We start from the raw sequence: 23354 nt of genomic DNA on the forward strand, positions 1-23354 counted from the left end.
CCCATGTCCGTGTTTCGTAAGGTGTCCGAACCGCCTCTGAGTGCCGTGTCCGGGGTGTCATGGGTCCATGCGCTTCCCTCTTCCTCCCGACCCGCCCGTCACCTTCAAGGCGCGGTTGCACGACGCCCGTACCGCGACCGCCATCGGCCGCTGGCTCGGGCTCGCCTTTGCCGTCTGCTTCGCGACCGGTGTGCTGAGCCACTTCTTCCAGCACCCGCCGCACTGGCTCGCCGACCGGCTGCCGAGCCGCCCGTACTGGGGATACCGGTTCACCCAGGGACTCCACGTGGTCTCCGGGATCGCGGCGATACCACTGCTGCTGGCGAAACTGTGGGCGGTGTACCCACGGCTGTTCGAATGGCCGCCGCTGAGGTCGGTGCGGCACGCGCTCGAGCGGGCCTCCGTGGCGGTGTTGGTGGCGTCCGGTGTGTTCGAGCTGTTCAGCGGGCTGCTCAACACCTTCCAGTGGTACCCCTGGCCGTTCTCCTTCGTGCCCGTGCACTTCGCGCTGTCCTGGCTCCTGCTGGGCGCGCTCCTGGTGCACATCGCCGTGAAGTGGCCGGAGATCCACGCCCATTGGACCCGCCGCTCCCCGGGGACGCTCGCGCTGCCCGAGTCCGACGGCCCGGACCGGCGCGCGCTGCTGGCCGCGGTCGCCGCGGGGGTGGGGGCCGTGACGCTGACGACCGCCGGGCAGTCCGTGTCCGCGCTCGGCCGGCTCGACCTGTTCGCCCCGCGCGATCCCGCCGCCGCACCGCAGGGGCTCCCGGTGAACCGTACGGCGAACGCGGCCCGGGTCAGCGCGGCTTCCGTCCAGGACTGGCGGCTGACCGTCGCCGGCCCGCGCCCGTACACCCTCACCCTGGACGAACTGCGCGCGATGCCGCAGTACGAGGTGACCCTGCCCATCGCGTGTGTCGAGGGCTGGAGCCGGTCCGCCCGGTGGACCGGGGTGCGGGTGCGCGACCTGCTGGACCGCGCCGGAGGCGGCCCGGGCGCACGAGCCCGGGTGGTGTCGCTGGAGGCGGTCGGCGCGTACCGGGTGATGGAGATGGGCCGCCAGTACGCCCAGGACCCGCTCACCCTGCTCGCGCTGCGCCTGAACGGCGAGGAGCTCTCCCTGGACCACGGCTACCCCGCGCGGATCATCGCCCCGAACCGGCCCGGCGTGCTCCAGACCAAGTGGGTCGGCCGACTGGAGGTGGCGTGATGGCGTACCGGTACGTGGTGGCCGGCCTCGGGCTGGTCATGATGGCCCTGGGCGGCGCCCTGCTGCTCGAGCAGCCCTCGCCGTGGCGGATCGGCCTGTGGCTCGCGGGCGCGGTCGTGCTGCACGACGGGCTGATCGCGCCGCTCGTGATCGCGGTCGCCGCGCTCACCGGCGCCGCCGGCCTGCGCCTGCGCGGGATACCGCGCGCCGCCCTGATCGTCGCGGGCTCCCTGACCGCGATCGCCCTCCCGCCGCTCCTGCGCCCCGGCGGGGTGGCCAACCCGACGGTGCTGCCGCTGGACTACCTGCGCAACTGGCTGCTGACGATGACGGCCATCGCCGTGGCCGCGGGCCTGTACGTCGGGACGCGGGCGGCGCTGCGCGGGGCGCGCCGGCGGCCCTGAGCGGCAGGACACACGAAACAGGACACACGAGAGCGGCTGACGCGGATCCATTCCGCGTCAGCCGCTTCCGCGTGTTCGCCGGCGCCGTCCGGCGCCGTCCAGCGTTCCGGTCAGCGTCGCAGCTGCACGAACGCGCGGCCCGAGGCATGCCATGTCACCGCTCGGGTCCAGCCCGCGGCTGCCGCTTCGGCACGGAGCGCGCGGGTACCGAGCCGGGCCCACAGGAACGCCGCCCCGCGGCCGCCCCGACCGTCCTCGACGTGGACCTCGACGCGCTCGTCGACGTCCACGGTGGCCACCTCGACCAGCAGCGAGCCGCCCGGGGCCGCGAGCCCGGCCGCGCGGCGCAGCAGCGCGCCGGGGTCGCCGCCGATGCCGATGTTTCCGTCGATCAGCAGGACCGTGCCCCAGCGGCCCTCGCTGGGCAGCGGGTCGAACACGGACCGGCACAGGGCGCTGCCGCCGGCGCGTACGGTACAGGCCACTGCCTCCGGGGTGACGTCCACGCCCAGCGCGGCATGCCCGAGGCGCGCCAACGCCGCGACCAGGCGGCCCGGTCCGCACCCTATGTCCAGGACCGGGCCGTGGCAGCGGGACAGGACGGTGGCGTCGGCGCTGTCGGGCTCGGCGCACCAGCGCTCCACGTCCAGCGGCAGCAGCCAGCCGTCGCTGCGGCGCAGGTAGAGCGGGCCCTGGCCGGCGCGCAGGGCGTCGGAGTACGGGTCGGCCCGCCAGGCCTGGGCGGGCTCCACCAGTTGCGCGGTCATCGTACGGCCGCGCACAGCTCGGCGTGCAGGGCGGCGAAGCGGGTCTCCGGCGCGGCGGCCGCGACCAGCGCCGCATCGTCCGGAGTGTCGACGTCGCGAAGCGCCGGGAGGTCCCGTACGGCCCGCCCGGACGCGGTCAGCCTCCGGCGCTGCACCTCCCCGGTGTGCGCTGCGGACATGGGGACGCCGAGCAGCAGCGCCGGGTCGGGTTCGGCGAGCCCCAGGGCCCAGAAGCCGCCGTCCACGGCCGGGCCGAACCAGGCGTTCGTACCGGTGAAGTCGAGGCCTTGGGCGAGGAGTTCCGGAGTGACCTGGGGGGTGTCCATGCCGATCAGGAGCGCGGGGCCGTCGTGCAGGGCGAAGGCCGCGGCCAGTCGGGCGTCGAGCCCGCCCGCGCACTGCGGGACGACCTCGATGCCGTCCGGCAGCCAGGGCCCCGGCGCCCCGTCGAGGTAGAGGACGCGGCGCCGGGCCGGCGTGGCGAGGACGGCGGCCAGCGTGTCCTGGAGCGCGGCGCGGGCCAGGCCGGCGGCCTCCTGCGGGGTGAAGTGCGGGGTGAGACGCGTCTTGACCCGGCCTGCGAGCGGGGCCTTGGCGACGACGAGGAGAGTGCCCGTGTGATTGCTGCCGTGCGTGCTCATGCGGAGACCTCGTCCGCCGGGACGGACCGCGTACCGGGCGCCTCGGCCAGCACCCGCCGCATGTCCCGCACCGCGTGCCAGGTGCCCCGCCAGGTGCCGGTGACCTTCGACTTCCCGGAGCGCGGCAGGTACGGCACGTCCGTCTCGGCCACGCGCCAGCCCGCGTCGGCGGCCCGTACGACCATCTGGAGCGGGTAGCCGCTGCGCCGGTCGGTCAGGTCCAGGCCCAGCAGTGCCTTGCGGCGCGCGACCCGCATCGGTCCGAGGTCGTGCAGCCGCAGCCCCGTACGACGGCGCAGCATCCCCGCCAGCGCGAGGTTCCCGGCGCGGGCGTGTGCGGGCCACGCACCGCGGCCCTGCGGACGGCGTCGGCCGAGCAGCAGGTCGGCCTCGCCGGCCGCGACCCGCGCCGCCATGGGGGCGAGTAGCCCGGGGTCCAGGGAGGCGTCGCAGTCGCAGAAGCACACGAGGTCGGCGCGCGCGGCCAGCAGCCCGGCATGGCAGGCGGCGCCGAAGCCGCGCCGGGGTTCGGACACCACGGTCGCCCCCAGGCTGCGGGCGATGTCGGCGGAGCCGTCGGTGGAGCCGTTGTCGACGACGATGGCCCGCCATCCGTCCGGCACCCGCGCCAGCACCCAGGGGAGCGCCTCCGCCTCGTCGAGGCACGGCAGTACGAGGTCCGCCCGGGGCGGCACAGAAGCAGATTCAGTCACGGTCCACACCGTAGGAAGCCGGAGCGGACGAAAGGGGCTTTCACTCCTTACGAAACGCGGACGCCGTACCGGTTCGGGGGAGGGCGCGGTACACGCCGGCCCGGGCGGATGTCAGGCTGGAGCCATGGCAGTCAGCAATGCGCAGAGTACGACGGACGAGGGCCAGAGCACCTTCGACACCGGCGGGCCGGGAACCCCGGACCGGGTCATGGGGAGCGTCCTGGTCGTGGACGACGACCCGACCGTCTCGGAGGTCGTGGCCGGATATCTCGACCGGGCCGGCTTCGCCGTGCGTCGGGCCGCCGACGGACCGGCCGCCCTGCGCGCCGCCGAGGAGCAGCGTCCGGACCTGGTGGTCCTCGACCTCATGCTGCCGGGCATGGACGGGCTGGAGGTCTGCCGGCGGCTCCGGGCCCGCGAGGGCGGCGCCGGTCAGCGCGGTGGCCAGGGCGGCGATCAGCGGGGTGATCAGGGCCGGGTCCCGCCCGTCCCGGTCATCATGCTCACGGCACGCGGCGACGAGGACGACCGGATCCTGGGCCTGGAAGTCGGCGCGGACGACTACGTGACCAAGCCCTTCAGCCCGCGCGAGCTCGTCCTGCGGGTGCAGTCCGTACTGCGCCGGGCCGTCCCCGCCCCGCCGGCCGAAGGCCCCCGTCTCAGTGCGGCGGGGCTGAGCCTGGACCCGGCGGCCCGCAGGGTCAGCAAGGACGGCAGGGAGCTCGCCCTCACCCTGCGGGAGTTCGATCTCCTCGCCTACTTCCTGCGGCACCCCGGGCAGGTCTGCGACCGGGAGCGGCTCATGCGCGAGGTCTGGGGCTGGGACTTCGGCGACCTGTCCACCGTCACCGTCCACGTCCGCAGGCTCCGCGGCAAGATCGAGGACGATCCGGCGACTCCCCGGCTGATCCAGACCGTCTGGGGCGCCGGCTACCGCTTCGACGCCCACCCCGCCCCGGCGACGCCCGCCACGGACCCGAGAACGGCGGATGGCCATGAACATGCGTGACCAGGATCTGCTGCTGATCGCCCTGTACGCGCTCCTCGGCGCGGGCGGCGCCGGAGCGCTGGGCGCCCTCCTCCTGCGGATGCTGCGTCGGCGCAGCGTCGCCGTATCGCTCGCCGTCGTGACCGCCGTCGCCGTGCTCGCGATGCTCGCCGGCACGCTGGCCGTGGCCTGGGCGATGTTCCTGTCCTCCCACGACCTGACCGTGGTGACGGTGGTCGTCGCGGTGGCCGCCGCCGTCTCGCTGGGTACCGCCCTGCTGCTGGGGCGCCAGGTGGTCCTGCGCTGCCGTGAGCTCGTCGCCGCCGCGCGGGTGTTCGGCGAGGACGGCACCTTCACGACTCCCTCCGTACCGGCCCCCGCCGAACTCACCGCGCTCAGCCGCGAACTGGCCTTGACCAGCGAACGTCTGAACGAGTCCCGGGAGCGCGAGCGGGCCCTGGAAACCTCACGGCGTGAACTGGTGGCCTGGATCTCGCACGATCTGCGCACCCCGCTCGCCGGGCTGCGCGCCATGTCGGAGGCGCTGGAGGACGGCATGGCCGCCGACCCCGCCCGCTACCACCGGCAGATGCGCACCGAGGTCGACCGCCTCAACTCCATGGTCGGCGACCTCTTCGAGCTCTCCCGCATCCACGCGGGCGCCCTCAGCCTCAGCCCCACCCGCATGTCCCTCTACGACCTGGTGGGCGACGTCCTGGCCGGCACCGACGCCCTCGCCCGCGAGCACGGCGTACGGCTGGTCGGCGACGGCATCGCACCGCTGCCGGTGGAGGTGGACGGCAAGGAGATGACCCGAGTCCTCTCGAACCTGCTGGTCAACGCCATCCGCCACACCCCGGCCGACGGTACGGTCGCGATCTCGGCGGAATCCCGTGAGGGGGCGGTGGTGCTGTCGGTCACCGATGCCTGCGGCGGCATCCCCGAGGAGGACCTCCCGCGCGTCTTCGACACCGGCTGGCGCGGCACCCAGGCCCGCACCCCTCCGGCGGGCGCGGGCCTGGGCCTGGCGATCGTCCGGGGCATCGTCGAGGCCCATGACGGGCACGCGCACGTCCGCAACGTCTCCGGCGGGTGCCGCTTCGAACTGACCCTCCCCGCCCCCGCCTAGAGGCTCAGGGGGTGTCCGCCCCGGCCGCCGGCTCCGTCATCCCGGCGGCGAACGGCACCTGCGGACGCCGGCCCGGTTCGCGGCGCAGGCGCGCCGAGTCGGCGGTGATGTGCCTGACGTCGCCCAGCCGGTACTCGCCGGTGACGACCGGGTCAGGGCCCCGCACGCGGCGGCCGGGGCCTCGGCCATGTCGCGGCCGGGCCGGTCGCGGGGCAGCGCGGCTCGAACCGGCCCGCCGCCGGATCGGCCTCGGCACGCGGGCCGGGCCGGACCACGCCGTGGGTGGAGCACGCCGTGGGCGGAGCACGCGTACCGCCTCTCGCCGTAGACGACCATCGCCCCGCGGAGCAGCGGCCTGCCCACCCCCGCCTCGGCCATGTGGGCCGGCGGTACCGCCGTACCGAGCTCGTTGGCCGACACGTGGCCGGGTGCGTCCCCGAAACCCGATTCGTGCTGCCGCACGGGCGCGTCGATGATGGGAGGGGGACCGAGGATCCGGAGCTGATCATGGCTGGTTGGCAGGTCAGGGACTATTCGGTGGACGATCTCGAAGCGGTGGTGCGCGTCGAGGCGGAGAGCGGAACCTCCGACGCGTCCCCGCTGTTCCGGCTCTCCGACGCCGTCGCTGCCCTCCAGTCCCTCGACCCGGCCGTCGTCGCCATCGCGGACGAGGTGATGGTCGGGGCCGCGGTGAGCCGGGTCGAAGGCGACAAGGCGTGGATCCTGCGGATCTGCATGCTCCCCTCCTGGCGGGGGCAGGGGCTGGGCAGCGCACTGCTGTCGGCGCTGGAGCGCCGGCTGTTCGACGATGGTGTCCGCACGGTGTACGCCGTCCTGCCCGGGGACGAGACCGGGGCCGTCGCGCTGCGCAACCGCGGCTTCGCAACCCGCTCCGGCCTGGTCTTCTTCGAGAAACACGCATCGGTGACGCCGCAGGCGATCAGCCTGCTGACCGCCATCGGGGCGGAGCTGCCCGCCAAGGGCCTGTGGAGCCGGGTCGCCGGCATGGAACGGGAGAAGCGGTTCATCGAGCGCCGCCTCGTACTCCCGCTCGCCCATCCCGAGCTGGCCGCCCAGCACGGCGTGGAACTCCCGCGCGCCGTCATGCTGTTCGGCCCGCCGGGGACCGGGAAGAGCACCTTTGCGCACGCCGTCGCGGGCCGCCTCGGATGGCCCTTCCTGGAACTGTTCCCGGCTCGCCTCGCCGCGGAGTACGGGCTGGCGACAGGGCTGAGCCGACGCTTCGACGAGATCGCCCGGCTCGAGCACGTCCTGGTCTTCATCGACGAGGTCGAGGAGGTCGCCGGCGAGCGCAGCGGAGCCGACGCGACCGCCGTCGGCGTCGTCAACGAGCTGCTCAAGGCGATCGTCCGGTTCCGCGCGCGGGACGGCAGGCTGCTCGTGTGTGCCACGAACAGCGTGACCACGCTGGACTCGGCCTTCCTGCGGCACGGGCGCTTCGACTACGTGGTCCCCATCGGCCCGCCCGACCGCGAGGCCAGGGCCGCCCTGTGGGAGAGCTACCTGGCACGGTCGGGAGCCGAGGCCGACGTGGCGGCCCTCGCCGCCGCGAGCGAGGGCTTCACCCCCGCGGACATCGCCCATGCGGCGCGGACCGTCTCCCAGGCCATGTTCGAGCAGTCGTACGACACGGGTACCCGGGTCGAACCCACGACGGCGGACTACCTGGAGGCGATCCGCTGCACGCAGGCCACGGTCAGCAGCGCCATGGCGGAGGAGTTCGCGCACCAGACCGAGAACTTCGCACGGCTCTAGCCCCCGGCCGGGCAGCCGTCGTCCGTCCGGGCACCCGGGCACCCGGGCACCCGGGCATCCGGCTTCCGTGACAAGGTGAACGGATGACGAAACACCGCGAGAGCTCCGCCCGTCACCACCCCGCCGTCGGCTCCGAACCGTGGTCGGACACGACCCGGGTCCCCGACGATCTCCTCGCGGCGAAGTCACGCCTCTACGACCCCTGCGGATTCACCTGCTCACAGCCGGTTCCCGAGGCCGAGGGCGCCGCGTACGCCGCGCATGGATTCACCGTGGACGGCCGCTTCGTCCGGTTCCGCGCAGCCAAGACGACGCCCACCAAGGTCGGCCAGTTCGTGACCGTGTGGAAGAGGTCCCCGGGCGGGCCCATCCAGCCCTTCGACGCCGCGGATCCCGTGGACCTCTTCGTCATCAGCAGCCGGGACGATGACGGCTTCGGCCAGTTCGTCTTCCCGATGGATGTGCTCCGCCGGAACGGTGTCGTATCGGTGGACGGTTCCGGCGGGAAGCGGGGCTTCCGCGTCTACCCGCCTTGGGTGACCACCGCCAACCGCCAGGCCGACCGGGCGCAGGCGTGGCAGGTGGAGCACTTCCTCCACCTGCCACAGGAGGGCCCCGTCGACCCGGACCGCGCCGGGGCGCTCTACCACCCGTAGGCGCGCGGGTCAGCCGGTGGCGGCGGGCGAACGCGTCGGGGCCTCGCGCTGGTGCGGGACGGGGTGAGGCCCGGACGTCTGGAGCTCGTCCCGGTGGAGTGCGACCGTCCGGGTGGGGGCGGGGATCGAGATGTCCTCCGCCCGGAACCGCTGGTGCAGGCGCTTGATGAACTCGTGCTTGATCCGGTACTGGTCGCTGAACTCGCCGACGCCCAGGATCACCGTGAAGTTGATCCTGGAGTCCGCGAACGTGTGGAACCGGACGGCCCCTTCATGGTCGGGGACCGCGCCGTTGATGTCGGCCATCACGCTGTCGACCACCTCGAGGGTCACCCGCTCGACGTGCTCCAGGTCGCTCTCGTAGCCCACGCCCACCTGGACCGGGATCGACAACTGCTGCTCGGGCTGCGTGAAGTTGGTCATGTTCGTCCGCGCGAGACGCCCGTTCGGGATGATCACCAGGTTGTTCGACAGGTTGCGGACCACGGTGTTGCGCCAGTTGATGTCGACGACGTATCCCTCCTCACCACTGCTGAGACGGATGTAGTCACCGGGCTGGACGGTCTTCGAAGCGAGGATGTGAACGCCGGCGAAGAGGTTGGCGAGGGTGTCCTGCAGCGCCAGGGCCACCGCCAGACCGCCGACGCCGAGGGCGGTGACCAGCGGCGCGATGGACACGCCCATGGTTTCGAGCGCGACGAGCACACCCATCACGAGCACCACGATCCGCGTGATGTTCACGAAGATGGTCGCCGATCCGGCCACTCCGGTCCGCGACCCCGCCACGGACTGGACGAGACCCGAGATGACCCGGGCGGCGCTGAGCGTGGCGATGAGGATGAGCAGAGCGGTCAGGGACTGGTTCACGAACCCCAGGACGCGCGTGGTGAGCGGCAGGGTCGACGCGGCCACCGCGACGCCCGCGATGACGGCTGCCCAGGGTGCGAGCGTGCGCAGCGCGTCGACGATGATGTCGTCCCCGCTCCACCGTGTCCGCTCGGCATGCCGGCCGAGCCAGCGCATCAGGGCGCGCAGCAGCAGCCCGGCCAGGGCACCCGCGGCGACCGCGATCCCGGCCACCAGCCAGTCGTGCAGGACGAGTTCCCGGTTCAACGGACGCCCTCCGCTTCGCGCCGGACCCGGGGAGCGGCGACGGGCGCTACGGGCCGTCGTATGAGGTGTGTCGTCACCTTGTCACCTGTCAGTTTGTCGTGCATGGAGCCGCGTTCGGGTGCGTGTACGCATTCCGGAACGGGCTGCCATCCTGCCCCATGGGCGAGGGGCCACTGCAGGCGGGCCGGTGTCGGGGGGAGTCGCGGCAGGGGGCGGTTCGCACGACATCGTCCGTCAACAGCGAGCGAACGTCCGCGCACGAGTCCGGGGACCGCTCACACCCTGTCCACCGGGGCGGTCAGCTCGTCCGTGGAGCTCGGTGGTACCGGCAGCGACCGGGTGTTGATCATGTCACCCGACTCGAGGTCCCCGTGCCCGAGAAGTCGACGTGGATGCGGAGGCCGTAGGAGCAGGAGGGGTCGAGATCGGGCACCTGCACGGTGAAGGGATCCGGCCGCCCGGAGACAGGCGGACGTCCGTCCGGATCTGGGCGCCACCACGGTGGAGGGCGCATCGGCCGCGGACACGTACCGGACCTCCACCAGGAGACGGGCCGCCACGGTCGGCGGGGTGTCCCGGCCGGCCCGCCGGGAGCGCGACCGGCCGCGGGGGCGGGGGCGGGGGCGGCTGACAGGAACATGCTCGTGGCCATCCGTTCCACGCCCCGCAGGTCATCTGTCATCCCCTACCCGTTCGGGTCTGCCACCCGGCCCGGCCGGCAGGCCTATCGGCGGCCGGCGGCCGCAATCGTGGCCGTCGGTGTGTTCCAGCCTGAGACCCTGATCCGGGGCGGGGCCCCGTGCAGATCGGCGGTGCGGTACGTCGCCGTCAGGGTCGCCGACTCACCGGGCCAGAGGCTGATCTGATTGTCGGACCACCGGACGGGGAGGACGGGGGTGTCCTTGCCGTCGACCAGATGGAGGTCGGTGAGGAGGGCCGGGGTGTTCCCGGTGCCGGTGTTCCGCACCGTGACGGTGGTCGTGGAGGTCGCCGGCACGTCGGGGCGAACGGCCGTCGCCGCCGTGGCGGACACGGAGGCCTGAGCCATGGACCGCAGGCCGGTGAGGTCGGCGTAGGCAGTGGTCGGGGTGTGGTACCAGTCGCTCTCGTCGTAGTCCAGGACATCGCGGCGTGTGGAGAGCCAGTACACGTTGCGGCTCACCTCGCGGCCGACGGCGTCCGTCAGGACCAGCCGCGCGAGATGGGTGGTGGACAGCCCCTCCACCGAGGCCGGGAGGGTCAGGGCGATCGCCTTCGCGCCGCCCCCGCCCACGCCGAGACCGGTCACGGTCCGGTCGTACTTCTGCGTCCCGTCGGTGTTGAAGAGGGACACCCGCGCGGTCAGCCCCGACACGGCCGCCGGGCGGCGGTTCACGACGGCCACCGTGCGGTCGTCGTAGGAGTACTGGACGTGCAGCGGCTCGTTCGCCTTCTTCGCGCCGAAGTAGGCGCCGCCCTGGTCGAGAAAGCGGTCCACCAGCTGCCAGTGCAGCGAGGTCCAGCCGCTGTTGAACATCCAGTAGACGACCCCCGTCGACGGCTTCGAGCCGTCGGTGGCGTTGCGCGCGTACGCCTCGTACTGCGCGCGGACGTTCTCGTACTGGGCGAGCTGCGCCTTGGCGACGTAGTCCTCGAGGCTGCGCGGGGCGCCGTACCGGGCGGTCAGCGCATCGTCGTACAGCCCCAGTGTGGCGTAGGTGCGGGAGGGGGACCGGTGGTACTGCGGCGCGGCCGGCTCCTTCCAGAGGGCGGTCAGCTCGGCCGGGGACATCATGCGGCGCAGGGTGTCGAGGGTGGGGATGTCGGGGCCCGCGCTGGTCTCGGAGTTGAAGCCGGTGGCTCCGCCCTCCCGTTTGTCGTACCAGTAGCCGGGCGGCACCCAGTCGTAGGGGCCGGGCATCCGCATGCCCGAAGGGCCGGTGAGCGGCGCCGACTTGGCGGACGCGGCGGAGACCACGGGGGTGGGCCAGTCGGCGGCCTTCAGCGCGTCGACGTAGCCCTTCTCGATCTCCGCGTCCGGAGCGAAATCGCTGCCGATGAGGAAGGAGATGACGCTGGGGTGATCGCGCAGGCGCGCGGCCTCGGCGGCCATGGAGGCCTTGGCGACCGGGTAGTCGGCCGCGGTCCAGCTCTCTCCCGCCTCGCTGCCGTTGACCTCGCCCTCCCATTTGGTACAGCACTGCCAGCCCGGCAGGGTGAGGATCCCGTACCGGTCGGCGAGGTCGAAGAACTCGTCCGGTTCGAGGTGCCCTTCCAGGCGCAGGGTGTTGAGGCCGAGGTCGCGTGCGTACGCCAGCCGGTCCTCGGTGTAGCGGCGGTCCCAGCGGAGCAGCTGGTCGGGGGACCAGCCGGCGCCCCGGATCAGCAGCGGGCGGCCGTTGACGGAGTACTGCCGGGCGCCGTCGTCGTTGAGCGGAGCCCGCACGCTGCGGATGCCGAAGTCGTGGCGGGAACGGTCGGACACGGCACCGGCACCGGCACCGGCACCGGCACCGGCACTGGCACCGGCACCGGCGGTGGCCCCGGACCCGGACACCGTCACCGCCAGGTCGAGTTCGTACAGCTCCTGCGCGCCCATCCCGGCGGGCCACCACACGCGCGGCGAGCCGAGATGCAGCTGCGGAGTGTCGGCCGGGGTGAAGGCCACCGTCTTCGTCTCGTGGGCGCGCAGGGACACGTCCTGGCGGAAGGCGATGCCGGTGCCGATGGTCCCGGAGACAGTGGCGGTGACGGCGTCCGCCGAGTCGTTGCGCACCTTCGCCTTGACGGTCAGGTCGGCGGTGGCCAGGGACGGCAGCGCCAGGCCGGTCAGGACGTGCGCGTCGCGCAGGGCGACGGGCCCGCCGCGCCGTACGAGCACGTCGCGGACGATGCCCATGTTCTCGTCCGGGGGCGGCTGCAACCAGTCGAGCCATCCCATGGTGAGGTTCTTGCGGGGGTTGTTGGGCTCGATGCGGAAGGCCACCGCATTGGCGCCGGCCCGCACCAGGCCGGTGACGTCGAGCTCGTGACGGGTGTACGCGCCGACGACCGCGGACGCCGTGGCGACCTGCTTGCCGTTGACGAACACGTCCGCTGCGGAGACGACCCCGCTGAAGTCCAGGTACGTGCGCGAGGAGGTGTCGTCGACGGTGAACTCGGCGCGGAACCACCACGGTACGGTGAAGTCGGCCGCCGGAATGCGCTGCTGATTGGTGGAGTAGAAGGGGTCGGGGTACTTGCCGCCCGCGACCAGGGCCGCGAGCACGGTGGACCGCGGTCCGGCCGGGTACCAGCCGGTCGTCCGGTAGCCCGGGGCGGAGACGACGGCCGCCGCGTCGGAGACCTCGGCCGTCGACCGGATGGCGTACCCGGACAAGGCCGTGGTGCTCCCCGGCTCCGCGGGGACGGCGGTCACCGCCCGTACGTGCGCTGCCCGAGGGGAGGGAGCCGCGGCCGGAGCACCCGCGATGAGTGCACCCAACAGGCCGAGTACGGCCAGGGCGGCGGTTTGCCATCGGGCGACCGGAAGAGCACGGACGGGAGAGGGGAACACGGTGGTCTCCGGGGAGGCTGGCCGGGAATCCGCGTCATGCGCGCTGGAGGAGCGGCCCTCAACCTAACCGACCCGACGCGGCGGATCGGCGAACGCGCCGTACGCGTCCTGACCATTCCCCCCGGACACCGCCTCGCCTGCCGCGCGCGGTCACTCCGGCGCCGGAGTTGGAGAGCGGCTGCCCGGATTCCTCCTCCCACCCGCGTGTGGGTGGTTCCGGTCTACTGGGCGAGTTCGTAGTCGAACCAGATCCGGTGGGTGCCGTCGGCGTCCACCGCCATGCCGCCCGCCCCCGTGATCCCGGCCAGTGCATCCGTACCACTGGCCGGGACGATGACGAAGAACTCGCTCTGTCTGCCTTCGCCGAGCGTGGTCGCCGAATGCGCGAAGTTGAAGGTGCCCGTCCGCCCGCCCAGGGTCCCTTCGAAGGACTCCATCGCGACGTAGGTCCCGGTTCCGCTGGACTGGTCGAACGCGGCGGTGAACAGCGTGGCGGAACACCCGGCCACCTGGCCCTCGTACTGCTTCTGCATGGTGGCGACACCGACGGGCATCGCGGTCTCGATCCCCGGGTCCGGCGTCGCAGCCGGGGTGAAGCCGGCAACGGTGAACGTTCCTGAAGCTCTCATGCCCGGATCGTATGCGCCGCCACTGACATCGGCCCCGAAGCGGCCGCGAGGGCGCACCCCGCCGGCCTCAGGCCGCCAGGGCGGATGTGATCACCAGCGGCGGTTCGGCCCGCTCCGCGGTCCACGCGTAGCGCTCCACGAGCGACGGGTCCGCGATGGCCAGAGCCTCGTCCACGGTCGGCCGGCGCTGGGTGACATCGCGGAAGCGGGCGCGTTCCAGCAGGGCCGCCAGCAGGTCGAGGGGCCAGGCGTGGTTGCGTACCTCCTGCCAGGAGCCGTCGGTGCGCCGCAGCCGCAGCGGCATCTCCTCGCCCGGCCGGTACGCGGCCCCCGCCGTGCCCACGCGCAGCGAGGCGTACTCCCGCCCCGTACAGGCGGGGTCGGTGGTCAGCAGCACGAGCGGGCATCCGGGCCGCAGCAGGCGGCGGATCTCGGCGAACACCCCGAGCACGGCCTCCTCGGTCGGGAGCGAGGCCAGGACGTGATTGCACATGACCGCGTCCGCACAGCCGTCGGGCAGGCCGGTCACCCGGCCGTCCCTGACCAGGTGGAACTCCGCGACCTCCGTCGCCGTACTCCGGGCCAGCGCCAGCATCTCGGCGGACGTGTCCACCCCCAGCACCCGTGCGCCCAGTACGCGGGCCGCCCGGTCGGCCACCCGTCCGGGGCCGCAGCCGTAGTCCACGAGCACCCCGTCCTCGCCGATCCGGTGGCGGGACAGGGCCTCGAAAACGAACGGATAGCCGAGCAGCCAGTCCGTGGCCGCCTCCACCGCCGCGAACGCCTCGGCCCCGGCAGGCCCGGACCAGGCGCCGCCCTCTTGCATGTGTCCCTCTGACCCGTTGCTCACAGCTCCCCACTATCGGCCCGGCGGGCCGGGCGACGGCAGCGGCGCGCCCGTCCGGTACGCGCCGCGGCGCAGGGCCGCGGGACCGGATCCAGCGGCCGATGCGCTCCAGCCGCGCACGACGGGTCGGCCAAGTGGGGCGACTGCGCCGTTCCCCCCGGGGCGGCTGATGTTTCCGGCCCCGGAGGCCGGGCAGTGTGGTGGACCCCGGCCCCTGGCCCCGGCCCAGGCTCCGGCTCCGTGGAGCCGCACCGTCTCGAAAGGCACGCCATGACCTCGCCTGTCGGCAGCGAGCTGCTCCCCAACGCCCGTGGGCTGTTCGACATTCCCGACGGCATCGCCTACTTCAACACCGCCAGCCTGGCACCGACCCTGCGCACCAGCCTCATTGCGGGCGAGGCCGCCCTCCTCAAACGCGCGCAGCCCTGGCGGATCCAGAGCGCCGACTGGTTCAGCGCGGCCGAGCAGCGCAGAGCGCTGTTCGCGGGGCTCATCGGGGCGGCCGCAGACGACATCGCCCTCGTACCGGCGACCAGCTACGGGTTCGCGGTGGCCGCCGCCGGCCTGACGGCGCGGGCCGGCAGCCGGATCCTGGTCCTCGCCGGCGAGTACCCGTCCGGGATCTACACCTGGTGGCGGTTCGCCGAGCGTACGGGGGCCTCGACGCTCACCGTCGGCCGAGAGCCCGGCCAGACGTGGACCGAGGCCGTGCTCGACGCTCTCGATGCACACGACGACAGCGTGGCCGTGGTCTCGGTGCCCCGGGTGCACTGGACGGACGGCGCCCTGCTCGACCTGGACCGGATCGCCGAGGCCACCCGGGCTGCCGGCGCCGCCCTGGTCATCGACGCCAGCCAGTCCGCCGGGGCGATCCCGATCGACATGGGCACGCTGCGGCCCGATTTCCTCGTCAGCGTCGGCTACAAGTGGCTGCTCGGCCCCTTCGGGCTCGGCTACCTGTACGTGGCTCCGGCACACCAGGAGGGGCGGCCGCTGGAGGAGAACTGGATCCTGCGCAAGGACTCCCAGGACTTCGCGCGGCTCGTCGACTACCGCACCGAATACCAGCCCGGAGCCCGCCGCTTCGACGCGGGCGCGCGCACCGCCTTCGAACTCACCCCGATGGCCATCGCAGCCCTGGAGCAGCTGTCGGCCTGGACCGTACCCCGCATTGCCGTCACCCTGGCGGCGACCACGGCCCGCATCGCCTCGGCGGCCCGCGAGCGGGGCCTGCCCGTCCCCGCGCCGCGCGGCCCGCACATGCTCGGCATCACGGTCCCCGCCGGGCTCCAGCAGCGCGTGGTGGCCGCGCTGGAGGTGGCGAACGTGTTCGTCGGGGCCAGGGGCCCGGCCATCCGCATCAGCCCGCATCTCCACACCACCGGCGCCGACATCGACCAACTGCTCACCGCGCTGGACGCCGCCCTGAACCGGCCGTGAAGGGCCGCCGTGCGAGGCCGTGAATGCCCGCCGCGGCGTGCCAGAGGAAGACGCACACCTGTGCGCAGGATTCCGACGCCTCATCGCACTCGGGTAAGCGTTCCGGCGGTTCGGCGATCGAGTGAATCCGCTTCTCGGACTGACACGCCACGGCATGGTGCCGGGCGGACGATGCAGGGCCGATACGGTCCGGTGCGACGCATCGAGGACGAGGAGGGCCGGACATGGCCATCGCAACCGTCAACCCCGCGAACGGCGAGACGCTCAGAACGTTCGACGAGCTGGGGGCCGAGCAGATCGAGCAGCGCCTGGCGGCCGCCGAATCGGCGTTCCGGAGCTACCGTACGACGGGGTTCTCCGAACGCGCCCGCCTCCTCGACCGCGCGGCCGACCTGCTGGACCAGGACCAGGACGACATCGCCCGCACGATGACGATCGAGATGGGCAAGCCGCTCGCCGCCGCCCGGGCGGAAGCGGCGAAGTGCGCAAAGGCCATGCGCTGGTACGCGCGCAACGCCGAGGAGCTGCTGGCCGACGAGCACCCCTCCCAGGACGAGGTGGCGGACGCCGGAGCCTCCCACGCCCGGGTCCACTACCGCCCCCTCGGTGTGGTCCTCGCCGTGATGCCGTGGAACTTTCCCCTCTGGCAGGTCGTCCGCTTTGCAGCGCCCGCTTTGATGGCGGGCAACGCGGGGCTGCTCAAGCACGCTTCGAACGTGCCGCAGACCGCGCTCTACCTGGGCGACCTCTTCCGGCGCGCCGGCTTCCCCGACGGGGTGTTCCAGACGCTGCTGGTGTCCTCCAGTGCCGTCGAGGGCATCCTCCGCGACCCCAGGGTCGCGGCGGCGACCCTCACCGGCAGCGAGCCGGCCGGTCGCTCGGTCGCCGCGATCGCCGGCGACGAGGTGAAGAAGACCGTTCTGGAGCTGGGCGGCAGCGATCCGTTCGTGGTGATGTCGTCGGCCGACATCGAACGGGCCGCGGCCGTCGCCGTCACGGCCCGGGTGCAGAACAACGGCCAGTCCTGCATCGCGGCCAAGCGCTTCCTCGTGCACGCCGACGTCCACGAGGAGTTCACCCGCAGCTTCACGGCCCGGATGGCCGCGCTGGCCGTCGGCGACCCGCTCGCGGAGTCCACGGACGTCGGTCCGCTCGCCACCGAGCAGGGCCGTGCCGACGTGGAGGCGCTCGTCGACGACGCCGTACGCCGCGGAGCCACGGCCCTGTGCGGTGGGCAGCGGCCGAAGCACCTGCCGAAGGACCTGTCGAAGGGCTGGTTCTACGAACCGACCGTCCTCACCGGGATCACCCCCGAGATGCGCATCCACCGCGAGGAGGCGTTCGGCCCGGTGGCCACCGTGTACCGGGTACAGGGCATCGACGAGGCGGTGGAGCTCGCCAATGACACTCCCTTCGGCCTGAGTTCGAATGTCTGGACCCGTGACAAGGCCGAACAGGAGCGCTTCGTACGGGACATCGAGGCCGGCGGGGTCTTCTTCAACGGCATGACCGCCTCCCACCCGGCACTTCCCTTCGGCGGGGTGAAACGCTCGGGTTACGGGCGCGAGCTCTCCGGCCACGGCATCCGCGAATTCTGCAACGCGACGACGGTGTGGCACGCGGCCGAGCCCGGCAACGGCTCGTAGCCGCTGCCGCTGCCGCTGCCGCTGCCGCTCCGGATCCCACGGTGCCCGCCCCTGGCAGTGACTGCCCTCCTGGCGGTGCCTGCCCGCGGCCCGGGTCAGGCCCGGTGTGACATGCCCCCGTAGTAGCCGCCCAGCACGCGGTGGTAGTCCGCGTCCCCTAGGTGCTTCTCCTCGTCGAATTCGGGGGCGGCCTTGATCTGGTCCTTCGTGAGGCCGACATGGATCCTGCCCTCGTCCGTGTCGATACGGGTGACGGTGCCCGCCGGCAGCAGTACGTGCTTGCCGAAGATCCACGGCCCCGTGTCGACGACCAGGTAGGAGGAGCCGACGTCGTCGGAATGCTTGTCGACCTTGCCAATGCTGCCGTCCAGCGCCTCGACCTTGTAACCGGTCAAGTCGGTTCCGGCCAGGCGTCCCGATGCCTCGCGGTAGATCCACACATTGATCACGGCGATTCACTCCTTCGTCCTGAGGGACGGGGTCCATCAGCGCGCCTGCCCAAACGGTCGCGGTCCACACCTCGCTCCGACCCGCACGGCCGCACCGGTGCCGACCGGTCCCCGGAGCAGCCACACCGCGCCGTAGTGGCCCGCCGACACGGCCATGGGGAGCGTCAGCGGCGACAGGGGGCGGCCGGCCGGCGCCGGAGCGGCTTCCGGAGGGCAGAGAGCAGGCCACACGAGTGGTGCGGTCGGCCGTGTTGCGGCGTGTGGAACCCCGCAGGCGACACGATGGACCGGCTCCATGCCCGTCCGTGTCTTCGTGGGAGGCCTGTCCATGCTGGAACGCAAGCTGCGCAAGGACCGTACCGAGGTGACGTTCGTCCTGCCGGGCGACGAGCCGCCCGGCCCGGTCAGCGTCGTCGGTGACTTCAACGACTGGAAGCCCGGTATGCACACGCTGACCCCGCGTGCCGACGGCTCGCGCGCCGTCACCGTCAAGCTGCCGACCAAGCAGGTGCACTCCTTCCGCTACCTGGCAGCCGGCGACTACTGGTTCGACGACGTGCACGCGGACGCCCACGACGGCACCAACGGCCGCCTCCACACCTGAGGCCCTTCTCCCCGGACCGAGGTCCGGGGAGACACCTACGCCTCCCGGCACCACAAGGGTGCTCGGGAGGCGGGGCCCCATGGCTGAGGGCGTCAGTCCTTGAGGGTGTCCTTGATCTTCTCCTTGGCCTGGCGGGCGTCGCCCTTCGCCTTCTCGGCGCGGCCCTCTGCGGTCAGCCGTTCATTGCCGACAGCCCGGCCCGCCGTTTCCTTGAGCTTTCCCCTGGCCTGTTCGCCCTTGGCCTTGGCCTTCTGTTCTCCGGACATGGTGGATTCTCCACTGGAGGGGAACTGCGGACGTTCATGCGCCTTACCCGCAACGGCCGCCGTAAACGTACTGATCCTGAATCCGTGCCCGGCGCGCATCTGGGCCGGATGGCGCAGGCCGCAGGCCGCAGGCGGCTTCCCGGCCGCGACCCGATGCCGAGTCGTGGAATCCGCCGCGGCCCGTCGGCCCGGACCTGAGGAGGTATCACCGTGCGCCCGCTGCACATCCCTGGCCGTACCGGCGCCCGTCTCCGACTCCGTCCGGTGTGCGGCTGTCGCCGCCCTGGCGGCGGCCGCATTCGCCGGCGGCCTCGGCCCCGTCACCGCGGCGGACGGCGCCGGCGGGCCGTCGCCCCGCGACCCGTCCCTGCAGCGGCAGCTCCAGGAGCTCGTCAGTGCCTCGGGCGGACCGCCCGGCGCCATCGCGGTGCTCCAGCGGGACGGCCACCGGGAGGTCTACCGGGCCGGCGTCGCCGAGATCGGTTCCCGGCGCGCGCCCGGCATCGACGACCACATGCGCATCGCGAGCGTGGCGACCGTCGCGCTGATGGCCGAGCAGGCGACCGGCCGACGGTACGAGGACCTGCTCGCGCAACTGCGCACCACCGAGGAGAACTTCGTCTGCCGGCTGCTCTGGCGCGCACTGACCGACACATCCCGCCACCCGGATGATCGAGGAGCCGGTCATGGTCCTGCCTCCCGCGATCCGGGAGACCCCGTCCGAGGGCGTCGGACGCCGTTCGCTGCTGCTGGGCACGGCTGCCTGGTGCGCGGGGGCGGCAGGCTGCTCGCCGGGTACGGAACCGCCGCCCCTGTCCCGGCGCGCCCCTGCTGCCGCAGGACGCATGCCTGCCGAGGCCACGCCCTCGGCGAGTCTTCCCGCCGCGGCTCCGTGGCGGCCCGGCCCGGGTGAGATCGAGCCCGCGGCCAAACTGGCCGCCGTACGGCTCGTCGAGGCGCTCGGGACCTGGCCGACGGGCCAGGGCGGCCCGCGCCACGCGGCGGAGCGGGCCGCCGCGCTCGGCATCGCCGGACCGCGGGCCGCCCGGCTGGCCGCCGAAGCGGGACCACTGACACCCCCGGCGGACCAGGCGGTCGTCCGCGTGATCGACGCGCAGTACGGCGGCATCCTGCCGGACACCGCGAGCGTCCTGGTGCCGTACGCCCAGTCCACCCGTACCGGCGGGGCCGTCCACGAGGGCGGAACCACCGTCGACGTCCGCCTGGACCGCACCTCCGCGGGCTGGGCCGTCACCGCTCTGCACCCCGGGCGCCCGGGGCCCGCGGTACCGCTCCACGCCTCGGCGCGGGCGGTGCTCGCCCAGTCCCGGATCGAGCTGCCGCCCGCCTCGGCCGCGGACATCCGCAGCGGGGCGGTGCACGAGAGCGTGCTGCGCGCGATGCTCCGGCTCGCCGACACCTACCGGGTATCGGTCAGCGTGGTCCGGTCGGGGCACCCGCTCAACGTGTTCGGCACCAGCCGGCCGAGCGACCACCCGGTCGGCCGCGCCTTCGATGTCTGGCGCATCGACGGCCATCCGGTCGTCGACCCCGCGACCCCGCGCAGTCTGATCGCCGCCTTCATGCGCTCGGCAGCGGCCGCGGGCTCGTACAACGTCGGCGGGCCCGTACGCCTTTCGGGTGGATCCCTGCCGAACCAGTTCTTCTCCGACGCCACGCACCACGACCACGTACACGTCGGCTTCTCCGGCTGACGCCGCCCCGCCTCGGCGCACGGGTGAACACGCCCGGGTTCCGGGGTGGATGCTTGTAGCATTCCTGCCCATGTCGAAGCCTGACGACCTGCTCGTTGCCATCGCCTCCGCTGTGGAGTCGCAGCAGACCAACCAGATGTCGTTGACCGTCCTGGTGCAGGGCGCGGTCATCACCGGCCGCCTCGCTCCCGAAAGCGCATGGCGGCGGCGGGTGGCCGAAGTCCTGGCGGATTCGGACCGGCTCGGTCCGTTCGCGAGCCTCTTCATGGATGCCGAAGGCACGGGTGGCGTTCCCCCGCGCAGCGAGCCACGGCCGCCCTCCTACCTGCACTTCCACGTCGCCAGGATCCTCCAGGGCACCGTGGGCATTCCCGAGACCGGCGGGATGTACCGGATCGCGATCAAGGACGTCAGCGCCTGGACGATGGGCGACTTCAGCTATTCGGAACCGTGAGGCCCGCTGGCGGCGTTCCTCCGCCCGGGCGGCCCGTCTGTGCCGCTGCCGCTCTCCGGCGGCGGCGGCCTCGCCGGCGCATCCGCATTCATTTACGAGCGCCGTCCAGGCATGAAATGCGGCATTCATGGTAAGCGCAGGGTGTCCTGGTGCACTCAGGTACCGGGGCACTGGGAGGTTGCCGTGATTGTGCTCGGAGTGATCCTGTTGATCATAGGATTCGTCACCGGAATCTCGATTCTGTGGACGATTGGTGTGATTCTCGTCGTGGTGGGCCTGGTTCTGTGGCTTCTCGGCGCTGTCGGGCATGCAGTGGGGGGCCGGAGGCACTACTGGTGACGACGGCCCGTACTCCCCGGCTGCCCACACTGCCGACGAGCGGCGAAGCCGCTGCGCCATATGGGTGAGCGGGCGGTATGCCGCCGGGACCGGGCGGGGCCTGCCGAGGCACTGTCGATCGCAGGCCCAGCCGAGACCGGCGGGCCGAGGCAGGGGCCACGGAACGGGAGCAGCGGACGGGGCAGCGGAACGCGCAGACGGCGATGGCGATGGCTGCGGCGGGCCTGGGGCTCCTGCTCCAAGGCCTGCCGGCCGCAGTGGCGGAGCCGCCACGGGCCCGGCCACGCCCGCCGCGGGCGCCCGGGTCCCGCACGTGAAGGGCGTGGTGGTCAGCCGCGCGCCCTTCACGTGCGGATCCAGCCGACGACCTCGGCGAAGGTGATCGGATCCCTGGGCCCCTCCTAGAAGGTCGAGCTGGCCTGTCAGACCAAGGGCTCCTGGGTGGAGGGCAACACCATCTGGTACCGGCTGCACGGCCGGCCCGGCTGGGTCTCGGCTCGCTTCGTACACCACTACACGCCGGTCCAGTGGTGCGGTTGGGCGGCCCGGCGTGCCCGCCGCGCCGGGTCGATCGTCCGCATCGGGCACCGCACGGCTCTACCGCCCTACCGGCGGCCTGCGGTCGAGCGGCCGCGCCACAGCCTCTGGAGCTGCGGGCGCCGGGCGCGCTGCGTGCGCGAGTGCCGGTCGAGCTCCTCCACGAGCCGTTCGGAGCGCTTCTCCACCCCCAGTTCGTCCAGTACCCGGTCGGCCTCCGCGAGCAGGGCCCCGCACAACTGCCACGTCCCCGGCCTCGAGCGCGCCTCCTCCAGCAGAAGACGCGCGGCCCGCTCGCGGCTGACCTGCGCTGCCGCGAGCTCCTGCGCCAGCCGGACCTCCGCCTCCTGCGCACTTGCGGTGATCTGCGCGGTGATCAGCACGGCGAAGTTCTCGACCGCGATCGCCATGTGCGCGAACAGCTCCCGCAGTGCCTCCGCGAGGTGGTCCGGGAAGAGAGGGCCGTCCGTGCGCGTCCTGGCCAGGTCGGTCAGCGTGCGGCAGCAGACCCGCAGGACCACGGCGCAGATCTCCAGCGTGTCGAGCCCCGTACGGAGCACCAGGCGGAAGAGGAGTGCCTCCTTCACCCGAGGATTGAGGCGCAGGCTGTCCTCGGCCTGCCGTAGCGCCGAATCCACGTGCGTGATGTCGTTGTCCAGCCGCCGCGCCTCGTGCAGCCGTGCTGCCGCCCGCTCCACGGGCGTGTGCTCCGCCAGCTCGTGGCCGAGGTGGACCAGCAGGTCGCTCATGCGGCCGGCCAGCGAGGTGATCGCCTCACTCGCCGGCGCCACCCATACGGGCGGTGCGAGGAAGACGTTGAACAGGAGCCCCACGACCGCCCCGATCAGCGTTTCCAGTACGCGGTCCCAGGCAACGGCCGCCACCTGCGTCACCCCGAGCACCAGCATCGCGCTGATCGCGACCTCGGGGACGAATTCGTCGACCCGCACGAGATGGCCGACGACGAGTGAGGTGAGGATGACCAGGCCCAGGCTCCACCAGGTGAGGCCGACGAGGGCGCTGAACCCGATGGCGACGAGGACACCCGCGACGACCGAATTGACCCGGCGGATGCCGGTGGTGAGGGTGGTGTAGAGGGTCACCTGTACGACGAGCAACGCCGTCAGGGGTGCGGTCAGGGGCGCCGGCTCGCTGCTCAGCCAGAGCGCGACGACGTAGGACACCACGGCCGCCGCCGTCGACCGGAAGGCCTGTACGACGACGGGCTCCCGGCGGCGGCGGACGAGGGAGCGTACGGTGACGATGACTTCCGGCATACGTGCCAGCCTTCCCGGACTCGGCGGCACCACGCGTCACACGGATCAAGTCGCCACGTCCGGACGCGGGGCCCGACCTCCTTCCGGACACGCGCGGCCCTGCCTCGGAGCCGGTCACGCGGGCCGGGGCTAGTGTGGGTCTGGGGGAGGTCGAGGGAGGTCGGTGCCGGTGTCGACGTCAAGCCATGAGGTGTTCGGCGCGCCGTGCTGGGTCACCCT

General features: G+C 72.7%; 23 protein-coding genes and 1 pseudogene. 13 read left to right on the plus strand and 11 right to left on the minus strand.

Translation table 11 applies throughout. The features are described 5' to 3' along the window. Positions 1-67 precede the first annotated feature (67 nt). Together AB0I68_RS25895 and AB0I68_RS25900 are read left to right on the plus strand one after the other, a co-directional pair. Complete coding sequence (locus AB0I68_RS25895) at positions 68-1210, plus strand: molybdopterin-dependent oxidoreductase (RefSeq protein ID WP_363179748.1); 1143 nt, start codon at positions 68-70, stop codon at positions 1208-1210. Beyond that, positions 1210-1614, plus strand: coding sequence for a hypothetical protein (locus AB0I68_RS25900; protein WP_363179749.1), 405 nt, complete (start codon positions 1210-1212; stop codon positions 1612-1614). The genes AB0I68_RS25895 and AB0I68_RS25900 overlap by 1 nt, the downstream gene beginning before the upstream one ends. A 110-nt stretch (positions 1615-1724) precedes the next feature. On the opposite strand, the gene AB0I68_RS25905 is transcribed toward AB0I68_RS25900, so the two are convergent. From AB0I68_RS25905 to AB0I68_RS25915, 3 genes are read right to left on the minus strand one after another with little or no spacing between them, the layout of a single operon-like run. After that, on the minus strand, positions 1725-2381 hold the full coding sequence (locus tag AB0I68_RS25905; protein ID WP_363179750.1) for a methyltransferase domain-containing protein: 657 nt from the start codon (positions 2379-2381) through the stop codon (positions 1725-1727). Further along, positions 2378-3022: a TIGR04282 family arsenosugar biosynthesis glycosyltransferase gene (locus AB0I68_RS25910; protein WP_363179751.1), complete on the minus strand. Its 645-nt coding sequence runs from the start codon at positions 3020-3022 to the stop codon at positions 2378-2380. Before AB0I68_RS25910 ends, AB0I68_RS25905 begins: the two co-directional genes overlap by 4 nt. After that, positions 3019-3735 carry a glycosyltransferase family 2 protein gene (locus tag AB0I68_RS25915; RefSeq protein WP_363179752.1) on the minus strand — a complete coding sequence of 239 codons (717 nt, stop codon included), beginning with the start codon at positions 3733-3735 and terminating at the stop codon, positions 3019-3021. Before AB0I68_RS25915 ends, AB0I68_RS25910 begins: the two co-directional genes overlap by 4 nt. A 208-nt stretch (positions 3736-3943) precedes the next feature. On the opposite strand from AB0I68_RS25915, the gene AB0I68_RS25920 reads away from it, so the two are divergent. Beyond that, complete coding sequence (locus AB0I68_RS25920; protein WP_363179782.1) at positions 3944-4744, plus strand: response regulator transcription factor; 801 nt, start codon at positions 3944-3946, stop codon at positions 4742-4744. Then, positions 4731-5852 (plus strand): HAMP domain-containing sensor histidine kinase, encoded by a 1122-nt coding sequence (locus tag AB0I68_RS25925; protein ID WP_363179753.1) that lies wholly within the window; start codon positions 4731-4733, stop codon positions 5850-5852. The genes AB0I68_RS25920 and AB0I68_RS25925 overlap by 14 nt, the downstream gene beginning before the upstream one ends. A 4-nt stretch (positions 5853-5856) precedes the next feature. On the opposite strand, the pseudogene AB0I68_RS25930 reads toward AB0I68_RS25925, so the two are convergent. Beyond that, positions 5857-6293: pseudogene (locus AB0I68_RS25930) on the minus strand (hypothetical protein); the annotation flags it as partial. Positions 6294-6359: 66 nt separating this feature from the next. Here AB0I68_RS25930 and AB0I68_RS25935 point away from each other — a divergent pair. Next, complete coding sequence (locus tag AB0I68_RS25935; RefSeq protein WP_363179754.1) at positions 6360-7628, plus strand: bifunctional GNAT family N-acetyltransferase/ATP-binding protein; 1269 nt, start codon at positions 6360-6362, stop codon at positions 7626-7628. A gap of 83 nt (positions 7629-7711) precedes the next feature. Further along, entirely contained in the window at positions 7712-8284 is a 573-nt protein-coding gene (locus AB0I68_RS25940; RefSeq protein WP_363179755.1) for a MepB family protein, read from the plus strand. 9 nt (positions 8285-8293) lie between these two features. Here AB0I68_RS25940 and AB0I68_RS25945 read toward each other — a convergent pair whose 3' ends face one another. The 4 genes from AB0I68_RS25945 to AB0I68_RS25960 all read right to left on the minus strand — a co-directional run bounded on the left by AB0I68_RS25945 (position 8294) and on the right by AB0I68_RS25960 (position 14411). Continuing rightward, positions 8294-9397, minus strand: coding sequence for a mechanosensitive ion channel family protein (locus AB0I68_RS25945; protein WP_363179756.1), 1104 nt, complete (start codon positions 9395-9397; stop codon positions 8294-8296). A 724-nt stretch (positions 9398-10121) separates the two neighbouring features. Further along, on the minus strand, positions 10122-12932 hold the full coding sequence (locus AB0I68_RS25950; RefSeq protein WP_363179757.1) for an exo-beta-D-glucosaminidase: 2811 nt from the start codon (positions 12930-12932) through the stop codon (positions 10122-10124). Positions 12933-13153: 221 nt separating this feature from the next. Beyond that, positions 13154-13561: a DUF3224 domain-containing protein gene (locus AB0I68_RS25955; protein WP_363179758.1), complete on the minus strand. Its 408-nt coding sequence runs from the start codon at positions 13559-13561 to the stop codon at positions 13154-13156. Between the two features lie 67 nt (positions 13562-13628). Beyond that, on the minus strand, positions 13629-14411 hold the full coding sequence (locus AB0I68_RS25960; protein WP_363179759.1) for a class I SAM-dependent methyltransferase: 783 nt from the start codon (positions 14409-14411) through the stop codon (positions 13629-13631). 267 nt (positions 14412-14678) lie between these two features. Between AB0I68_RS25960 and AB0I68_RS25965 the strand changes: the two genes are divergently transcribed. Further along, positions 14679-15848 carry an aminotransferase class V-fold PLP-dependent enzyme gene (locus AB0I68_RS25965; RefSeq protein WP_363179760.1) on the plus strand — a complete coding sequence of 390 codons (1170 nt, stop codon included), beginning with the start codon at positions 14679-14681 and terminating at the stop codon, positions 15846-15848. A 224-nt stretch (positions 15849-16072) separates the two neighbouring features. Then, positions 16073-17494 (plus strand): NADP-dependent succinic semialdehyde dehydrogenase, encoded by a 1422-nt coding sequence (locus AB0I68_RS25970; protein WP_363179761.1) that lies wholly within the window; start codon positions 16073-16075, stop codon positions 17492-17494. A gap of 95 nt (positions 17495-17589) precedes the next feature. Here AB0I68_RS25970 and AB0I68_RS25975 read toward each other — a convergent pair whose 3' ends face one another. Continuing rightward, positions 17590-17943, minus strand: a complete 354-nt coding sequence (locus AB0I68_RS25975; protein ID WP_363179762.1) for a PRC-barrel domain-containing protein — start codon at positions 17941-17943, stop codon at positions 17590-17592. 328 nt (positions 17944-18271) lie between these two features. Between AB0I68_RS25975 and AB0I68_RS25980 the strand changes: the two genes are divergently transcribed. Beyond that, entirely contained in the window at positions 18272-18547 is a 276-nt protein-coding gene (locus AB0I68_RS25980; protein WP_363179783.1) for an isoamylase early set domain-containing protein, read from the plus strand. Positions 18548-18639: 92 nt separating this feature from the next. Here AB0I68_RS25980 and AB0I68_RS25985 read toward each other — a convergent pair whose 3' ends face one another. Beyond that, a complete protein-coding gene (locus AB0I68_RS25985) occupies positions 18640-18813 on the minus strand; it encodes a CsbD family protein (RefSeq protein WP_363179763.1) in 174 nt (57 codons plus the stop codon). A 163-nt stretch (positions 18814-18976) separates the two neighbouring features. Here AB0I68_RS25985 and AB0I68_RS25990 point away from each other — a divergent pair, with 163 nt between their 5' ends. The 4 genes from AB0I68_RS25990 (at position 18977) to AB0I68_RS26005 (ending at position 21321) form a co-directional block, all read left to right on the plus strand. Further along, the gene (locus AB0I68_RS25990) at positions 18977-19726 is read left to right on the plus strand and encodes a hypothetical protein (protein WP_363179764.1); all 750 of its coding nucleotides are present in this window, start codon (positions 18977-18979) and stop codon (positions 19724-19726) included. Further along, entirely contained in the window at positions 19659-20528 is an 870-nt protein-coding gene (locus AB0I68_RS25995) for a hypothetical protein (RefSeq protein WP_363179765.1), read from the plus strand. Before AB0I68_RS25990 ends, AB0I68_RS25995 begins: the two co-directional genes overlap by 68 nt. Positions 20529-20598: 70 nt before the next feature. Continuing rightward, entirely contained in the window at positions 20599-20982 is a 384-nt protein-coding gene (locus tag AB0I68_RS26000) for a hypothetical protein (RefSeq protein ID WP_363179766.1), read from the plus strand. A 183-nt stretch (positions 20983-21165) separates the two neighbouring features. After that, entirely contained in the window at positions 21166-21321 is a 156-nt protein-coding gene (locus AB0I68_RS26005; protein ID WP_363179784.1) for a DUF6131 family protein, read from the plus strand. A 605-nt stretch (positions 21322-21926) separates the two neighbouring features. On the opposite strand, the gene AB0I68_RS26010 is transcribed toward AB0I68_RS26005, so the two are convergent. Then, the gene (locus tag AB0I68_RS26010; protein ID WP_363179767.1) at positions 21927-23135 is read right to left on the minus strand and encodes an aromatic acid exporter family protein; all 1209 of its coding nucleotides are present in this window, start codon (positions 23133-23135) and stop codon (positions 21927-21929) included. Positions 23136-23354 lie beyond the last annotated feature (219 nt).

The sequence above is a fragment of the Streptomyces sp. NPDC050448 genome (assembly GCF_040655295.1).
GTDB lineage: Bacteria > Actinomycetota > Actinomycetes > Streptomycetales > Streptomycetaceae > Streptomyces.